Source organism: Marisediminitalea aggregata, assembly GCF_900129565.1.
GTDB lineage: Bacteria > Pseudomonadota > Gammaproteobacteria > Enterobacterales > Alteromonadaceae > Alteromonas > Alteromonas aggregata.
In genome coordinates this window covers 754,238-771,960 of the sequence record NZ_FQWD01000003.1, presented here as the reverse complement: position 1 = coordinate 771,960, position 17,723 = coordinate 754,238, and the positions used below count along the sequence as shown (strand labels likewise).

10 protein-coding genes are annotated in these 17,723 nt (G+C 48.8%); 8 read left to right on the top strand and 2 right to left on the bottom strand.

The window, feature by feature from the left end; all coding sequences use genetic code 11:
• Nucleotides 1–107: 107 nt before the first annotated feature.
• On the top strand, nucleotides 108–2,030 hold the full coding sequence (htpG, locus tag BUB81_RS11420; protein ID WP_073322724.1) for a molecular chaperone HtpG: 1,923 nt from the start codon (nucleotides 108–110) through the stop codon (nucleotides 2,028–2,030).
• A 113-nt stretch (nucleotides 2,031–2,143) separates the two neighbouring features.
• Here the strand turns inward: htpG and BUB81_RS11415 are convergent, their stop codons facing one another.
• Nucleotides 2,144–3,172, bottom strand: coding sequence for a LacI family DNA-binding transcriptional regulator (locus tag BUB81_RS11415; protein ID WP_073322722.1), 1,029 nt, complete (start codon nucleotides 3,170–3,172; stop codon nucleotides 2,144–2,146).
• Between the two features lie 357 nt (nucleotides 3,173–3,529).
• On the opposite strand from BUB81_RS11415, the gene BUB81_RS11410 reads away from it, so the two are divergent.
• A complete protein-coding gene (locus BUB81_RS11410; RefSeq protein WP_073322720.1) occupies nucleotides 3,530–5,932 on the top strand; it encodes a beta-glucosidase family protein in 2,403 nt (800 codons plus the stop codon).
• Nucleotides 5,933–6,034: 102 nt separating this feature from the next.
• Nucleotides 6,035–7,276: a sugar MFS transporter gene (locus BUB81_RS11405; RefSeq protein ID WP_073322718.1), complete on the top strand. Its 1,242-nt coding sequence runs from the start codon at nucleotides 6,035–6,037 to the stop codon at nucleotides 7,274–7,276.
• A 125-nt stretch (nucleotides 7,277–7,401) separates the two neighbouring features.
• Here BUB81_RS11405 and BUB81_RS11400 read toward each other — a convergent pair whose 3' ends face one another.
• Nucleotides 7,402–11,049, bottom strand: a complete 3,648-nt coding sequence (locus tag BUB81_RS11400; protein WP_084526458.1) for a family 78 glycoside hydrolase catalytic domain — start codon at nucleotides 11,047–11,049, stop codon at nucleotides 7,402–7,404.
• Nucleotides 11,050–11,541: 492 nt separating this feature from the next.
• Between BUB81_RS11400 and BUB81_RS11395 the strand changes: the two genes are divergently transcribed.
• The 5 genes from BUB81_RS11395 (at nucleotide 11,542) to BUB81_RS11375 (ending at nucleotide 17,700) form a co-directional block, all read left to right on the top strand.
• A complete protein-coding gene (locus BUB81_RS11395) occupies nucleotides 11,542–14,187 on the top strand; it encodes a TonB-dependent receptor plug domain-containing protein (protein ID WP_073322716.1) in 2,646 nt (881 codons plus the stop codon).
• A gap of 365 nt (nucleotides 14,188–14,552) precedes the next feature.
• Entirely contained in the window at nucleotides 14,553–15,197 is a 645-nt protein-coding gene (adk, locus tag BUB81_RS11390) for an adenylate kinase (RefSeq protein ID WP_073322858.1), read from the top strand.
• Between the two features lie 130 nt (nucleotides 15,198–15,327).
• Nucleotides 15,328–15,732, top strand: a complete 405-nt coding sequence (locus tag BUB81_RS11385; protein WP_073322714.1) for an MAPEG family protein — start codon at nucleotides 15,328–15,330, stop codon at nucleotides 15,730–15,732.
• On the top strand, nucleotides 15,729–16,862 hold the full coding sequence (locus tag BUB81_RS11380) for an alanine racemase (protein ID WP_217653463.1): 1,134 nt from the start codon (nucleotides 15,729–15,731) through the stop codon (nucleotides 16,860–16,862). Before BUB81_RS11385 ends, BUB81_RS11380 begins: the two co-directional genes overlap by 4 nt.
• Nucleotides 16,863–17,028: 166 nt before the next feature.
• Nucleotides 17,029–17,700, top strand: coding sequence for a substrate-binding periplasmic protein (locus BUB81_RS11375; protein ID WP_073322856.1), 672 nt, complete (start codon nucleotides 17,029–17,031; stop codon nucleotides 17,698–17,700).
• The last annotated feature ends 23 nt before the right edge of the window (nucleotides 17,701–17,723 follow it).

Genomic DNA, 17,723 nt, shown 5'->3' with positions numbered 1-17,723 from the left:
AACCCTTACTTTTTTGCTGGTTTTTTCGTTCTGCACGGTTGAAATTCCCTCTTCGCGTCCACACTTTCGTTTCTGAATTATTCTATCTGACTAGGAGAATCTGGTTTATGGCTGACGTGGCCCATCAAGAAACTCATGGATTTCAAACGGAAGTAAAACAACTTCTGCATTTGATGATCCATTCACTCTATTCGAACAAGGAAATCTTTTTACGTGAGCTTGTCTCTAACGCTGCTGACGCGGCAGACAAACTGCGCTTTAAAGCATTAGAAAATGACAGCTTGTACGAAAACGATGGCGATCTATGCGTAAAACTGAGTGTCGACAAAGACGCTGGCACGCTGACTATTGCCGATAACGGCATAGGTATGACCCGCGATGAAGTTATCGAAAACTTAGGTACTATCGCGAAGTCTGGTACCAAAGACTTCTTCAGCAAACTATCGGGCGATTCGGCGAAAGATTCTCAGTTGATTGGTCAGTTTGGTGTGGGTTTTTACTCAGCGTTTATCGTTGCAGACAAAGTTGTTGTTCGCACAAGGGCTGCCGGTCAGCCAACTGATCAGGGTGTTGAGTGGACCTCTGCCGGTGAAGGTGACTTTACCGTCGGTAACATCGACAAAGAGACGCGCGGCACTGAAATTACGTTGTTCCTGCGCGATGATGAAAAAGAGTTTGCCGATGACTGGCGTTTGCGTTCGATTATCAGCAAATACTCCGACCATATCAGTATTCCGGTAAGAATGTGGAAAGCGCCGGTAGAAGAGACCGAAGGGCCGGACGGTGAGAAAATCCCTGGTCAGCCAGGTGAATGGGAAACCGTAAACAAAGCGACGGCATTGTGGACACGCGACAAGTCTGAAATCACCGACGAAGAATACACCGAGTTCTACAAGCACATCTCCCACGATTTTGCTGACCCGATGACCTGGGCGCACAATAAAGTGGAAGGTAAAACGGAATACACCAGCCTGCTGTATATTCCAAGCAAAGCGCCGTTTGACTTGTGGAACAGAGAGCAGAGCCACGGCCTGAAGCTGTATGTACAGCGCGTATTCATTATGGATGACGCTGAGCAGTTCATGCCGACTTATCTGCGCTTTGTGAAAGGCTTGCTCGATTCCAACGATTTGCCGCTGAACGTATCGCGTGAAATTCTGCAAGACAACAAGATCACGCAAACCCTGCGTCAGGGTTGTACTAAGCGCGTTCTGCAAATGCTTGAGCGTATGGCCAAAAATGACGCAGAGAAATACCAGCTGTTCTGGAACGAGTTTGGTAATGTGTTGAAAGAAGGCCCGGCAGAAGACTTCTCGAACAGAGAAAAGATTGCAGGCTTATTACGCTTTGCATCAACACACAACGACAGTAGCACGCAAAACGTGTCTCTGGCTGACTATATCTCTCGCATGAAAGAAGGTCAGGAGAAAATTTATTATGTGACTGCTGACAGCTACCAGGCTGCGAAAAACAGTCCTCACCTTGAGATCTTCAAGAAGAAAGGTATTGAGGTATTGCTAATGGGTGAGCGCATTGACGAGTGGTTAATGCAGCACCTGAACGAGTTCGACGGTAAGCAACTGCATTCAATTGCTCGCGGCGACCTGGACTTAGGCGATCTTGATGACGAAGAAACCAAGAAAGCACAGGAAGAAGCTGAGAAGCAAATCGAAGGAGTGTTAGAGCGTGCTAAAACCGCGCTGGGCGAGAAAGTACTGGACGTGAAATTTACTCACCGCCTTACCGAATCGCCTGCTTGCATCGTAGCAGATGACAACGGTATGACTACTCAGATGATGAAACTGATGGAAGCAGCTGGACAGCCTGTGCCAGAAGTGAAGTATCACTTTGAACTGAACCCGGAGCACCAGTTAGTGAAGTTATTGGCTGATGTCCAGGATGAGACCTTGTTCAAGAACTGGACTGAGGTATTGTTCGACCAAGCTGCACTGTCAGAGCAGGGTAGCCTGAAAGATCCGGCGACCTTTGTTAAAAACTTAAACGGACTGCTGGCCAGCCTGGCGAAATAAGTCTGATTCAAGACAAGTAAAAAGGGCCGTTTCGGCCCTTTTTTGTGTCTGAATGCAATTTGTGGCGGACGAAAGCACCGTCGTAGTTTAGTCCTTAAACTCAAACTGGAGATTTAATCTGGCAAGTAAGGCCCGGTTGAACTTCGCAACACCAACTCACAGTCTAAAGTAGGTAACTCCAACGCCTGTTGCTTGTTACCAAGTGCTTTAATCAGCATTCTGGCCGCATAGTTGCCCATGGTAGAAATGGGCTGACGTATGGTCGTTAGGGGAGGCCACAGGTTTTCCACCATAGGGTCGTCGTCAAATCCTACAATTGAAATATCGTAAGGAATTTTCAGGCCCATCTGGCTGGCAATACGGTAAACCGATGCAGCAAGCGTATCGTTTACACAGAATATGGCGGTGGGTCGGACGCTGGTTTTTGTGAGCAATCTGCGGATCACCGTGTCCAGAATATTGGGCTCTTCGTCGTAGCCATACTCTTCGATGTATTCTGACACAATGGGAATATTATAGTTGTCCAGGGCGGCCTTATATCCAGCCAAACGCCAGGCGCCAGCGCCGTGACCTTTCAAATAACTGAGCATCGCAATGCGCTGGTGGCCCAGGTTAATTAAATGTTCCACCGCTTTTTGACTCGCGGCCTCTTCCTGACAGCGAACATAAGGAGAACCTTCTGAATGAAGTGGCGCGATTCGCACATAAGGCACATCCAATTCATCCATCAGAGAGATGACGTTCGGGTCATCACACAGTGGCGGGCAAATAAGGTAGCCGTCGGGCTTCGAGCGTTCATGCATCTGCTTAATGATAGGCTCAAACCCTTCGTCGTTAATCTTTAACGGACGGATCAGCAAATTGTAACCGGCCTGATCACAGGCCTCGATAGCGCCGGTAAGAATACTGTGTGAATAGAAGTTACCACTGTAGTCGACGAACAAAACGCCCAACAGGTAGGATTGGCGGGTTCGCAGGCTACGGGCATTCAGATTAGGCCGGTAATCCAGTTGCTTTACGATCTCCGCGACGCGTTGACGTGTTGCGTCTTTTACACCGCTTTCGTTATTGATGACCCGGGATACCGTTTTAACAGACACGCCGGCTGCTCTCGCAACATCGCCGATTGTCGCCTTACCCATGTGCTAACCTTTTTTAATTTATTGTGTAGGGTGCTTTTGTGGTCTGGCCAAATTTTTGCCAGACGCTTCGCTTTTATTCATTTTATCGACTTTATTCACTTTTGAGAACATCGAAACGCATTTAACGCAAATCGGTTCAAATAAAACATTATTGATGATTTTTGTTTGTCGTAAAACGACCAGCTAATTCAAGTTCTGGCTATTTGTTAAATAAATATGAATCCCAAATTGACATCGATGTCATAAAGTTGCAGGATGTATTTATCTTGTTAACAATGTAATTCGTCACTTGGCTCGTAATTTCTGTACTGTTGAAATGATATCGATGTCATTTTTGGCGATTCTGTGAGAACTACTATGACTTCATTTTTTAAGCGAACTTTATTGGCTTGTGCTGTTGCAGGCGTATCTGCGTGTGGTGGCAGTAATACCACATCTAACACTTCCTCTGTTGAGACAGCCTTTACTGACAGAAACCAAAATGGTGTGATGGACGATTACGAAAACCCGGCGCTGGATGTAACAAGTCGCGCAAAAAATCTGATTTCATTGTTATCGCTTGAGCAAAAAGCTCACTTGCTAACTGGCACCGGCTTCCAGCTCAATAACGTGGGCGGCTCTGAGAAAGTCCCGGGTGCTGCTGGATCAACATTTGCGATCCCAGAGCTAGGCATCCCAGCAATGGTATTGGCCGACGGACCTGCTGGGCTGCGCATTTCTCCTACCAGAGACAATGATACCGGAAGCTATTTCGCTACTGCATTCCCCATTGCGACTGCACTGGCGTCAACCTGGAATACCGCACTGGTTACACAGGTGGGCGATGCCATGGGAGAAGAGGTGAAAGAATACGGTGTTGACCTCTTTCTGGCTCCGGGTATGAACATTCATGCCAATCCGTTGGCAGGGCGGAACTTTGAATATTACTCGGAAGACCCCTTGGTTAGCGGGCTGATGGCCGCTTCTATTGTCAATGGTGTCGAAGCGCATGGCGTGGGCACTACTATTAAACACTTTGTTGCGAACAACGCCGAAACCAGTCGTATGTGGCTGGACGCCCATATTAACGAACAAGCCTATCGAGAAATCTATCTGCGCGGTTTTGAGATTGCCATTGAAGCGTCTCAGCCCTGGGCGATCATGACGTCATATAACAAGGTCAATGGTGTCTACACCTCCCAGGATGAAGTGTTGCTGGAAACAGTGTTGCGCGATGAATTCGGATACGAAGGGCTGGTGATGACTGACTGGTTTGCCGGTGATAGTGCCCCAGCGCAAATGCAGGCGGGCAATGACCTGATCATGCCTGGTATGCCCGATCAGCGCCAGGCTATCATCGATGCGGTTAACAATGGCACGTTGCTAGAAACCACGTTAGACCGCAACTTACAGCGCATCGTCGAGACGCTGCTTAAGTCGCCTTCCTATAATGACTATGCCTATAGCAACCAGCCGGATTTAGACGCGCATGCGCAGGTGGCCAGACAGGCAGCTGCAGAAGGGGTGGTGTTGCTGAAAAATACCAATCACGCGCTTCCCATCCAAAGTGATACTAAAATCGCTGCGTTTGGCAACACCAGTTATGACTTCATTGCCGGGGGCACCGGCAGTGGTGATGTAAATGAGGCTTATACCGTGTCGTTGGTCGATGGCCTGAATAACGCTAATGTACCGGTGTTCGAGCCATTGAAAGAAGCCTATACTGCGTTCATGGCGGCAGAAGCTGCTAAGCGACCACCCAAGAAACACTTTTTTGAACTGCAATCTCCGCTGCCTGAGTTCAGTGTGCCAGAGGCGTTGTTGAGTGATGCCGTTGAAGCCAGTGATGTCGGCCTGATCACAATTGGTCGAAATGCAGGCGAATTTCAGGATCGCAAACTTGACGCGGATTTCAACTTAACCGACGCCGAACTGTCTATGATTGCCCAAGTGAGCGCAGCCTATCACAAAGCGGGTAAGCCCGTTGTTGCAGTGCTGAATACCGGCGGTGTTGTTGAAGTCGCGAGTTGGCGAGAGCACGTTGACGCGATTGTCTTACCCTGGCAAGGCGGACAAGAGGCAGGCAATGCGCTGGTGGATGTACTGACAGGCAAAGTCAATCCGTCAGGTCGTCTGGCAACGACATTCCCGCTCGCTTACAGCGACAATCCGACAGCCACCGTATTCCCGGGGAAGCCAACGTCTGAAGAAACAGTAAAAGATCCGTATATCGGATTGTTTGTTGGTAAGCATATGCAGTTCGACTATGTAGACGGTATTTATGTCGGGTATCGGTACTACGACAGCTTTAATGTCCCGGTGGCCTACGAGTTTGGTTATGGTTTGTCGTATACCGATTTCAGCATCAGCAAGGTTACGGTGCTGCCATCTGAAAATCCGGCTGAATTTACTATCAAAGCCGCCGTGAGTAACAAAGGTAAACTGCCAGGTAAAGAAGTGGTTCAGGTATATGTGACTGCACCTGCTGGTAACCTGCCCAAAGCCAGCAAGTCGCTGGTTGCGTTTAACAAAACGGCGTCTTTACAACCTGACTCGACTGAAATGCTCACGTTTTCAGTAACAGCAAAACAGTTGGCTTCCTTCAGTGAACAACAACGAGCATGGGTGGTGGAAGCGGGAGACTACACCTTCCACGTAGGGCATTCTTCCCAGAATATCGCGCAACAGGTGACGGTAAATATTCCCGAATCCATCGTTGTTGAGAAAGTGTTGGCGACCCTGACACCACCTGCACCCGTGGCTGAGATTTCACCCCGGTAACACCTAATTAATCCGTAGCATTTTACGCTACCTGCTAATCAAAGCTCCCGGCAATCAGTTGCCCGGGAGCTTTATTGTATTCATTATCCAGGAGAACACCGCATGGCCGTTTCTATGCCCGGTACACCGCAATCCAGCTCCTCGCAGGGCAATTACCGCTTCGCATTGGGCGCACTTACCAGTTTGTTTTTTATGTGGGGATTCATCACTTGTCTGAATGACATTCTGATCCCGTATTTAAAAGCGCAGTTCGATTTAAATTACACGGAAGCAATGCTGATCCAGTTCTGCTTTTTTGCCGCTTATTTTGTCATGTCGGTGCCAGCCGGTGCGATCGTGCATCGGATTGGTCACCAAAAAGGCCTGGTGGGCGGATTAACCGTAGCGGGGATAGGGTGTGTGTTGTTCTATCCTGCTGCAGCACTTCACTGGTATCCGTTTTTCTTGCTGGCGCTGTTTGTGCTGGCCAGCGGTATTACGCTACTTCAAGTGGCGGCTAATCCTTATGTTGCCGCGTTGGGCGCTGCCAAAACCGCACCTGCCAGACTCACACTAACGCAAGGATTTAACGCATTAGGTACTACCGTTGCCCCATTAATAGGTGGTGCGTTAATTTTAGCTGCGGTGTCTCAGGCATCAACGGAAGCCGAGAAAACCGCCGGCGTTCAGATGCCATACCTGATCCTGGCAGCTACTTTATTTGCGCTCGCTTTGGTGTTTGCCTGGTTGAAGTTGCCGGCTATTCATGAACAAGGTACTCGCCAAACTGCAGTAAAAACGCCGCTTACGGCTTACCCTCATTTGCTGCTGGGGGCTGTTGGCATCTTTGTTTATGTAGGTGGAGAAGTTGCTATTGGTAGCTTTCTGGTTAACTTTATTGGTGAACCCACCGTTATGGGGTTGCCTGAGCATGAGGCTGCGAATTATGTCGCTTACTATTGGGGCGGCGCTATGGTTGGACGGTTCATTGGCGCGGCAGTCATGACGCGCTTCTCGCCAGCTAAGGTATTAGGTGTGCATGCAGTTGGATCTGTTGTGCTGGTCTCGCTGGCGATGCTGACCAGTGGCAAGTTCGCCATGCTGGCTATTTTGGCGGTGGGATTATGTAACTCCATTATGTTCCCTACAATTTTTAGCCTGGCTATTCAGGGCATGGACAACGACGCCAGCCGAGGTTCAGGCTTGTTGTGTCTGGCGATTGTGGGTGGCGCTATCGTACCATTGCTTCAAGGTGTGTTGGCCGATGCTATTGGCGTACAGTTTGCCTTTATCGTGCCGCTGGTATGCTATCTGTATATCGCGTTTTATGGGTTCTCTTACCGTAAGTGGTGCACCGCGCAGTAATAGCGGATTGCGTGTTTAACTGTGTTAAACCGGCGAAAAGCCAGCACTAATACAAATTCAAATAAAAAAGCCGGGCTACTTTAACGAGCCCGGCTTTGTTGTATTTACGTGCCAAAGAGGCTGTGTTACGGGGTAATCGTGAAGCTGTACTTACCCGATCCTAATGTCATTGAGACGCCTTGCTCTGTTGCATGAACATCAGAGATACCTGGGGCTTCGGTAAGCGCAATTCCGCCCTCTGTAATTTGCGACACAGAGGACGCTGGCAGGATAAGCCGGGCGTCTGTGTTGGCTGGCACAGTCGCCATGTAGATCAGCTTATCGCCCTCACGTTTCCATTGACTCACAATGGTGCCGTACAAGGAGTCGTAGCTGGCATCGACCCAGGTAATGCTGTTTGTCGGGTCTATTTCCGGTGCCAGTACAAACGATTTGAAGCCCGGCTCGCCGCGGCGAATACCGCCGCTGTATTGCATTAACCACTGGCCCACAGCGCCAAACGAGTAGTGATTGAATGAATTCATATTGTTGTTGCCACCAAATCCATTCTCTACCGTGTAGCCATTCAGGCGTTCCCAAATAGTGGTTGCACCTTGCTCTACCGGATACAACCACGACGGATACTGATCGTTTAACAGTAGTTTATAGGCTTCTTCACTGTAACCATACTCACTCAGCGACTGGCTGATCCAGGCAGTACCAATAAAGCCCGTCATCAGTGAGTAGGGCGGGCGTTCCACGCCGTTGTCGTCAACATTGGCTTGCGACACTGTTCTCGCTAAGTTGGCGGCCATGGTGTCTTTTGCAGAGTCTTCAAACGCGCCCATGGCCAGGCCAACAGCGTAAGCGGTTTGTGTGTCTGCGACCACTGTCTTCAGTTCTCCGGCCATGGCGTCGAACATCGAGGCATTACTCACCTTACCCAAGGCTTTTTGCTCATCATTCACAAATGTGTTGGCGAAATGTTCACGTCGCGTGTTCGCAGATTGTGCATAGAAGGCGGCGTCTTCGTCGTGACCCAGGACCGTTGCGACTTCAGACATAATGTCTAACGTAAAAATATAGTACGCGCTGGCCAGGTACGCTGAACCTAACTGGAAGTTTTGCGGACCAAGCCAATCGCCCAAGCCTGCATCCATAATGAGGCCCGTTACCGAGTTGATCGTCCCTTCCAGGTAGGTCATGTAGCGTTGCATTGAATTGTAGTGCTCTTCAAGCATGCTGGTATCTCCATACTGGAGATAATTTTCCCAGGGCAGAGTAATGCCCGCGGAGCCCCACAATATGCCGCCGAAACCGCCACCGACAGGCGCGATGTCAGCATAACGTCCATCTGTGGATTGCGTATCACGCATGGCCTGTAAGTGACGACGCAAGAACGGCGAAGCGTTACTGACATAGGTCGCCGTTCTGCCAAATACATTAATATCACCCGACCAGCCCATGCGTTCGTTGCGCTGCGGACAGTCTGTGGGTACCCACAAAAAGTTGTCTATATTCGACCAAACCAGGTTCGACCAAAGCTGATTGACCGTGTCATCTGAACACGCGTAAGAGGCGGTCAACGATTGGACTGAACTGGTGACCAAACCTTGCACTGACTCAAGTGGAAGGGGCTTGTCCAGACCACTGATTTCCAGATACTGATAACCGTGAGAAGTAAAGCGCGGCGAATAATGCTGCTCGCCGTCTTTCATAATATAGATATCCTGACTCAATGCGGCCCGATAATTTTCTGTCATCAGCATACCCACATTCGGGCCTGACTCCGGCAAATTCGGATAGAGCATTTCGCCCACTCTGAGCGTGACTATTTGACCGGCTTTTCCTTCGGGGAAGTGCAAAGAAGGCACGCCAACCATATTCTGCCCCATATCATAAATGTAAACGCCGGGTTTCACTTCTTTCACCGACTGCGCGGTTAGTGTGGTATATACGCCAGCAGTCTCACCGATTTGACCGATAAGCTGCATTTGCGAGTAATCCAGACTCTGGCTCTCACGAGCCATATTAGGGCGCACATTTTTCGATACGGAACCATCAAGAGGAACAACAACGGCAGCGTTCCAGTTGGAAGTGTCGTAATCGGCGGAATGCCAGCGGGCAAAATCATCTTCCAGGCGAGCGTCATACACTTCACCCATTTGCAGGCTGCCATAGCGAACCGGGCCCTGTTGCGAATATAGCCAATCACGCTCATTAGTTGTCACGACATGTTCAGACCCATCTTCATAGGTGATCACTAGCTGTGCCAGCAGTGATTGTCTGTCGCCGAACGCATTCCAGGTATTACCAAAGCTGAGCAAGCCGCTCCACCAACCCTCACCCAGTACTGCGCCGATGGCATTTTTGCCATTCTGTAAAAACGGCGTGACGTCGTAGGTTTGATAAAGGTGGGTTTTGTTGTACTGCGTGAGTCCCGGATTGTAGTAGTCATCACTGACGCGTTTACCGTTTATATAGAAATCGTAGATCCCTCTGGCTGTTGCATAAAGCCGGGCTTTCTTGACTGGTTTGGCAGGCATGTCAAAAGCCGTTCGCAGCACCGGCGCACCTTTGGCTGGTGGGTGAGCTGTGATCAGCGCGTCGTTTTCGCCGGCAGTTACTACATACTGTGCCTGGTCGACATTAACCTGCGGAATATCAGCGAACAGGTTTTGCGACTCGTCAGTTACCGACGCATCGAAAATTACGTTGTTTGGTGCGTGAATATTGCGAACGGTCAACGAATCAAAGTACGCAGTCTGTCCCTGAGGAACATAAAAGCCAATGTCATTAAGCATGCCGTAGGTCAGGTTGTCATGGTTATGGCCGAGCGGATTCAAGGTGACCTTTGCGCCTTTTATCAACGGAGGAAACAGCATGTCGAAAGGTGAGGCTGGGATATCATCAGCGCCAATAAAGAAATCACTGCGATTATTGACCTGCAGGGTAAGCGTACCGTATTCATTGTGGATGGTTAGCGCATGGCGCTGGTGAGCATTGTTTGCATCAATAACGTCGGCTTTTATTGGGAAGGTCGCAACCGGAACACTTGCATTGTCATCCGGTGTGTAGCCTGCACGATAAACGCGCAGTTCTGCCGGTGAAGCCGGTGCTTCTGCTAAACCACTTACATCCAGCACGACTTTAAAGTAGCTTTCATTGTGGTTATTCGCTAGCTGATAAACATTCAAATGTGGTGTCATCAGCCTTGGATCATTGGCGGCGAATACAACGCCGGCCATGTGATTACCCGCCGGAATGGTTATCCCGGCAGTTAAATCGAACAGTGGCAGGTAGTCCGGGTGAAAGGTAATACTGCCTTCCGGGGCGCCTATCCATTTAGCGCCTTGCCAGGCCGACTGCGTGGGATCAAGCAGACCAGTCTCAAACCATGAAGCGTTTGAGGTTTGGCGGTCTTGGTTGTCCCACACTGTCACCGTCCAGTTGTAACGCGTTCTTGCCTTTAGCGTTGTCCCGGCGTATTCAACCTGAATGGACGAAGCGCTATTTACCTTCTTACTGTCCCAAACGGTGTTACCCCATTCATCAGTTACTACTACCTGATATGCAGTTTGTTTTACATTACGCTCGGGCGTTGAGGTAGCCATTGCCCAACTGAATCGAGGAGCCCGGACATCTGTGCCTAGTGGCGTTTTGGTATAATCAGTACTTAACTTGTATAGCGAAAGTGCTGAGTCGGCGACGTCACCAGGCGACGATGCCATGCTACAGGCGATTAGGTTTATTGACAGAAATAACGCTGCCAATGTGTAGAACACGTTTTTCACAAGCAAAAAGCTCCGATGTTCAGGCAAGCTTTTCCGACACAATTTTATGCGAATAACAGTATTGTCTTTGTTATCGATGTCAATTCTGTCGGATAATTGACTTGCCGGTTAATGGTAATTGTAAATGGTTCGTTGCAATCGATTATAGTGTGAGTGAATGAATTTGCAATGAATTGATTGTTTCTTATTTGAAAGTGGGTGTGCGTAAAACGCACACCGTTCATTTTTTTACAAAATTTTTGCACATTGATCTTTTTAATGCCAACTATCAATTTTTGTTCTATTACAAGCTGAATAGCTGGTTAGTTGTTGTTATTTAATATTAAATTTTCGTTCGCGTTCTATTTTTATAACAGTTGATTTCAATTGTTTGTGTTTGATTAGTGTTGACTGAACATGATTGTTGGGTTAGTTTACGCTCCAGATGTTAACGAATTGTTTAACGTTGGGCACACACAATTAAGGGGCGTAACCCCCGCATCGGAGACTGAAATGAAGGCACAATCAGGACAACATTCAGGCATGTTTAAGCCAACTTTATTAGCACTTTTCGTAGGTTCTACTTTATCTGGTCAGGCTTTTTCGCAAGAAAATCAAGCAGAAAATGACAACGATGTCGAAAAGATCGAAGTAAGAGCACAAGCTACGGGTACCTTAATTCGGGGCGCAACACCCGTTGGGACGAATGTCGTGGGCTTCGACAGCGCCGAGGTTGAAGCGATCAGTGTCGCTGACAGCAACGAGTTGTTGGCGCAAATTCCGCAAATGAGCAGCACGTTCAACAGCCGTCCAACCATGGCAACTGACATTGGCCAGGGTATGCCAATGCCTAAGTTGCGCGATATTGGTGTGGGTGGCGGCAGCACCACGCTGTTATTGTTAAACGGCATGCGTATGCCTGGCTCAGGTATTATTCAAACGATTCCTAACGTGTCGGCCATTCCACCGGGTGTCATTAGTAACCTGGAAATCGTAATGGATGGCGGCTCGTCTATTTACGGCTCTGACGCCATTGCCGGGGTAGTTAACTTTATTACCCGTGACCGTTTTGACGGCGTTGAGTTCAGTGCTGAAGGTGGTTTTGGTGACAGTTACTCTGCCAGCACTTTCAACATTACCGCTGGTAAAGACTGGGCCTCAGGTTCAGGCATGATCTCCATTTACCACGCACAAAACGATGAGGTGTTTGGTAAAGATCGCGACTTCATTACTGGCGACAGCACTGCAAACGGTGGTGGTGACTACCGTTCAAACCTGTGTAACCCGGGTACGATTACCGTAGACGGTGTGAATTACAAAATGGACACCAGGGAAGCAGGTGCAAATACCTGTGACCCAACAGACGGTATTTCTTACGTTCCTAAAGAAAAGAAAACTACGATATATGCGTCACTGCAACAGGATCTGAACGACAATGCCTATGTTGACGTTGTGACTTACTACAGTGAGTGGAGCGCAGATATCACTGGTGACGCAACAAACTCGCTTTCTGATATTGGTGCGTCGGGAACCATTACCGCCGACAATCCTTACTTCTCGCCGATTGGTTCGGAAACCAGTCATTCCGTGGCGTTTGATTTTAGCGACGTAGTGGGACTGGGGGCGAAAAACGGCAGTGATTTTGATGCCTTTGCGTTTATTCCTGAAATTACTTACGAGCTGCCAAACTACTGGCGCCTGAAAGCGGCGTACAGCTATGGCCTGGCCCATACCAAAGGCGTTGAACGCGGTATCAACTCTGCAGCTCTGTCTGCTGCATTGGCTGGCACAGATACCAGTACGGCGCTGAATCCATATGATGTGGCGGCAACAGATCAAAGCGTACTGAACAGTATTCTGGGTTATTACGGCAGCTACGGTGATGCTACGCAAAGTCATCATCAAATCCGCGCTACGTTGGACGGTGCAATAGCGGAATTACCTGCAGGTGAAGTCCTTTTGGCTGTGGGTGCAGAATACTTTAAGCAGGACTATGAAGTGGCCTTTGGCGGCGGTGCAGAAGGAGCGCTGGATTTAGTAGAAACAGAAGCATCACGCAACGTAAAGTCTGTGTTTGGTGAAGTCATGATGCCGTTGATGGACTCCTCAGCCGGCGAAATCAATTTCACTGCTTCATTGCGTTATGACGACTACAACGACGTAGGCAGCACCACAAATCCTAAAATTGGTATCGACTATAAGCCAACAGAGAACACGCGAATCCGCGCACAATGGGGAACTTCATTCCAGGCACCTAGTTTAGCTGACACCGGTGCCGCAGTTGATACGCGAGCCATCGTGTTGCCGGTCAGTCCGTGGTTGGCGGGTGACGCTGCGGGTACAGACTTCTTCCGTGGCACTATCTTACTTGCCGGTGGTAGTGATGGTCTGAAGCCAGAAGAATCTGAGTCTTACAGCGTGGGCTTCGACTGGACGCCGGACTTTGCTGAAGATTTAAGCGTGAGTATGACTTACTACAACGTAGATTACTCAAGCGCAATCAACCTGGCACCGTTCTATACACCAAGCGTGTACTTTAATACGGCGGGTTATGCGGCGTACTACACGATTAATCCAACGCTGGAAGAAGCATTGGCAGCGACTGAAGGCTTCCGTATTGATGGCGCACCGGTTGAATCATTATACGCGGATGGCAACTCAGCTTACTTGTTAGCCGATGCCCGTCGTTACAACATGACTGCAACGCGTTTGTCAGGTCTGGATTTCGATGTTCAGAAAAGCTGGCTGGTGGATCTGGGTAAAATCAGGGCAGGCGTGTCGGGTACCTATACCTTAAAACGTGAGGCTCAGGCGGTTGAAGGTGATGTGTATGTAGATGAACTGGAAACCGGTACCTTTGGTAAATTCAATGTAGTCGCGTCAGTGGGCTTATCCACGGAAAAGACCAACAGCATGGTTCGTATTCTACACAGCGATGGTTGGGAAAATGCATTCGCATCACTGGACTCTCTGACCACAGTGAATGTTTTTACCAGTTACTCTCTGGGAGAAATGGGTAGTTTCGACAATGTAGATATTACTATGAATATCGACAACCTGTTTGACGAAGAAGCCCCTTACTTTGACGATGCAAACGGTTTTGACGGCGGCAATGTTATTGGCCGGGTGTTCTACATTGGCGTAAAAGCTAAAATGTAATTCGGTGTCTTTTCGTTCGAGTGAAAACGCGCAGACTTCTGCGCGTTTTTTTGTTTGGACGTAGAAAGAGTTCAAAGCAGAAAGCGTCGCAAGCCGTTACAGGCTCAAGCTCCAAATGCGTAGATAACAGCATAGGGTGTGGTATCAAATCAGTGCCATAAAGTACACAATTCTGTACGGCTATATTAAGCATAAAACGCGCTTATCGCGGTGAATTACGCCGCAGTGGTACTGGTCTTTCGTTCAATTTACATACGCTATTAGTCTTAAGAGTCGTCATGAGCCCTGCAGAGTACTTGTCACGTGGGTTTGGAGTGTGTAAAGTGCCCCACAGTTATAAGTTAAAACAAGCGGAGAGCGCAATTATGCGAATAATACTTCTCGGTGCACCAGGTGCCGGTAAGGGAACACAAGCGCAGTTTCTGATGGGCAAATATGGTATCCCGCAAATTTCTACGGGTGACATGCTGCGTAGCGCAATCAAGGCAGGCACAGAAATGGGTCTTGCTGCTAAAAAGGTCATGGACGAAGGGAAGTTGGTATCCGACGATATCATCATCGGTCTGGTAAAAGAGCGTATTGCTCAGGACGACTGCAAAGACGGATTCCTGCTGGACGGGTTCCCTCGCACAATTCCTCAGGCAGATGCTATGAAGGAAGCGGGTGTCACGGTTGACCATTGTATTGAGTTTGATGTGCCAGATGATGTGATCGTTGATCGTATGGGCGGACGTCGTGTTCACCCTGCATCAGGCCGCGTGTACCACGTCGTCTACAACCCGCCGAAAGTGGAAGGCAAAGATGATCAAACAGGCGATGACCTGATCATTCGCGATGACGACAAAGAAGAAACGGTTCGCAATCGTTTAGGTATTTACCACGAACAAACTCAGCCTCTGGTAGATTATTACAACGCTGAAGCGGCCGCAGGCAACTGTTCTTACCACAAGCTGGATGGAACACAGCCAGTAGACCAGGTAAGCCAGCAATTAGCTGAATTACTTGGCTAATAAGAGACTGATTTGAAAAAGCTGCCTATCGGCAGCTTTTTTGTTTGTACCGTAAATTCTCCAACAAACGCTTTACCTCTTAACAGACAAACTGTCACAATGGCACCGAATAATTTGAAGGAACAGTGCCATGTTGTTACTCCCAGTGACCGCGTTTTACGCAAGTATTCTTGCGCTTATCTATCTTTATTTAACCGCTCTTGTCATTCGTTGTCGGCGCCAGAACCTGATTGGGGTGGGCGATGGCGGTAATGATGTACTACAACGTCTTATTCGCGTTCACGGCAACTTCGTGGAATATGTACCGCTGAGTTTAATTCTGTTAGCAATTCTAGAAATTAACAGCCATTCCACAATACTTATTCATATTCTGGGCGCGAGTTTGGTGATTGGACGCGTACTGCATGCGTATGGTCTAAGGCATTCAGTAGGCGCAACCTGGCAGCGGTTGGTAGGAATGGTGCTAACGCTGCTTACGTTATTTGTCATTGCCTGCATTAATCTGACGCTGATTTATTGGATGCCATTCCTGTGAGTGAGCTGACTTCCTTAATGACCCCTGCCTGTATTATCGATATGGGCAAATTCCAGCGAAACATAAGTTGTATGCAGGCCGTTGCGAAGCGCGATGAACTGGTGTTACGTCCGCATGTTAAAACGCTGAAATCCCTGGCCGCGGCAGAACGCTACGCACCTTCTAACGGGCCAATTACAGTCTCTACACTTGCTGAAGCTGAGTATTTCGCTGCTGCGGGATACCACGACATTCTCTACGGCGTCGGGCTGGTGCCAAACAAATACGCCAGAGTACAGGCCCTTTCAGAGCGCGCCGAAAAATTTACTGTTGTGTTGGACAGTTTGGCTGCAGTGAACGCATTGGTATCGTTTGCCGATTCATTGGAACACCCGCTGCAAGTGATGCTGGAAATTGATGTCGACGATCACCGCGCTGGTCTGTTACCGATGTCAGATGAGCTGTTGGAATGTGCGAAAGCGCTGCAGGCAACGCCAAAACTGCATTTTCGCGGGATCATGACGCATGCTGGTGGTAGCTACGACTGCTTTTCACAGCAGGCACGTGATGCTATGGCAGAGCAAGAATGTGCGCTTATTGCCAAAGCCTCGGCAAGGCTAGCCGCTAATCAGATCCACTGTGAGTTGGTATCGGCAGGCTCAACACCTACCGCGCTGGCCAATACACATCACAAAGGTATTAATGAATTACGCGCTGGTGTCTATGCCACGTTTGACTGCGTTATGGCAGGGCTTGGCGTTTGCGATACCGATGATATTGCCATGTCGGTATTGACCAGTGTTATAGGGCATCAAACAGACAAAAACTGGGTGATCGTCGATGCTGGCTGGATGGCACTTTCCCGTGATCAGGGAACCGCCACGCATGCAAAAAACTGCGGCTACGGACTCGTTTGCGATCCGCAGGGAAGACTGCTCGAAGGCTGGTATGTAAGTAGCACAAATCAGGAACACGGCATCATTTCTCATATTGACGGCAAAAAACCGGATGATGCAATATTTGCTTATGGGAATATGTTGCGGATCCTGCCTATTCACGCCTGCGCCACGGCGGCTCAATTTAGCGCTTATCAGGTTATTGATGAAGATGGCAAGGTAACGGAAACCTGGTCCAGAATTACAGGTTGGTAGTGAATACCCCTTTTCTTGGGGCAACGCCTGGAACTACACTGACGCAAAACGAGACAAATTTGCACGAAGCGTGATTCCGGGTACTATGGTAGTCAGGGACTGAAAAAAAGTTAACAGCAGGATGAAACGTTTACTCAGAAGTGTGTATTTGAGTGTTACCTTTATAATGAGTAGTGGCGCAGTCGCCAATGACTCTTTAATGGTGTTTACAGAAAACTCGCCGCCGTATCATTACGCGGAAAATGGCAAAGTTCTCGGAGCTGTGACAGAACGAGTTCGAAACATTGTTTTGCGTGCAGGGTATGAGGCGGACTTCAAAGTCTTCCCTTGGGCACGCGCAGTGTTAAATACACAACGGCATAGCCGCGCTCTCATTTTTTCTATCGCTCGAACGCCGGAAAGGGAGCAGCAATATCAATGGATAACCCCGGTCACCCAATTTAAGTTGGGCATTTTAACCCTCTCAGATCGCGCAGACATTCAGCTCAAAGACTGGAGTGAGTTAACCTCACTGTCTGTTGCTGCACAACGTGGTGATATAGCTGAAAAATGGCTGAAAGAACGCGGTTTTGAAGAAGGTAAAAATCTGATTTCCTGTGCAGATATCATCTGCTCCTGGAAAGAGTTAAAGCGAGGCACCGTTGACTTTATTATCGAAGATCCGGAGCTCATCGAAGAAACGGCCCGATTGTTAGGTATGCAATCCGATAGTGTTCAAATTCATCGGCTTATTCCCGAATTGTCAATTGACGCCTATCTGGCAGCCAGTCCACAAACGCCGCCGGCCATTGTTGCCAGGCTCCGCAGAGCTGCCAGTGATATGGGTTACCGGCCCTAGTCGCCACGTGTTGGGGGCGCAGG

Excerpts from the sequence above, each read along its gene's own strand:
- BUB81_RS11410 (WP_073322720.1), top strand. The coding sequence starts at position 3,530 with ATGACTTCATTTTTTAAGCGAACTTTATTGGCTTGTGCTGTTGCAGGC.
- adk (WP_073322858.1), top strand. The coding sequence starts at position 14,553 with ATGCGAATAATACTTCTCGGTGCACCAGGTGCCGGTAAGGGAACACAA.
- BUB81_RS11405 (WP_073322718.1), top strand. The coding sequence starts at position 6,035 with ATGGCCGTTTCTATGCCCGGTACACCGCAATCCAGCTCCTCGCAGGGC.
- BUB81_RS11395 (WP_073322716.1), top strand. The coding sequence starts at position 11,542 with ATGAAGGCACAATCAGGACAACATTCAGGCATGTTTAAGCCAACTTTA.
- BUB81_RS11375 (WP_073322856.1), top strand. The coding sequence starts at position 17,029 with ATGAGTAGTGGCGCAGTCGCCAATGACTCTTTAATGGTGTTTACAGAA.
- htpG (WP_073322724.1), top strand. The coding sequence starts at position 108 with ATGGCTGACGTGGCCCATCAAGAAACTCATGGATTTCAAACGGAAGTA.
- BUB81_RS11385 (WP_073322714.1), top strand. The coding sequence starts at position 15,328 with ATGTTGTTACTCCCAGTGACCGCGTTTTACGCAAGTATTCTTGCGCTT.
- BUB81_RS11415 (WP_073322722.1), bottom strand. The coding sequence starts at position 3,172 with ATGGGTAAGGCGACAATCGGCGATGTTGCGAGAGCAGCCGGCGTGTCT.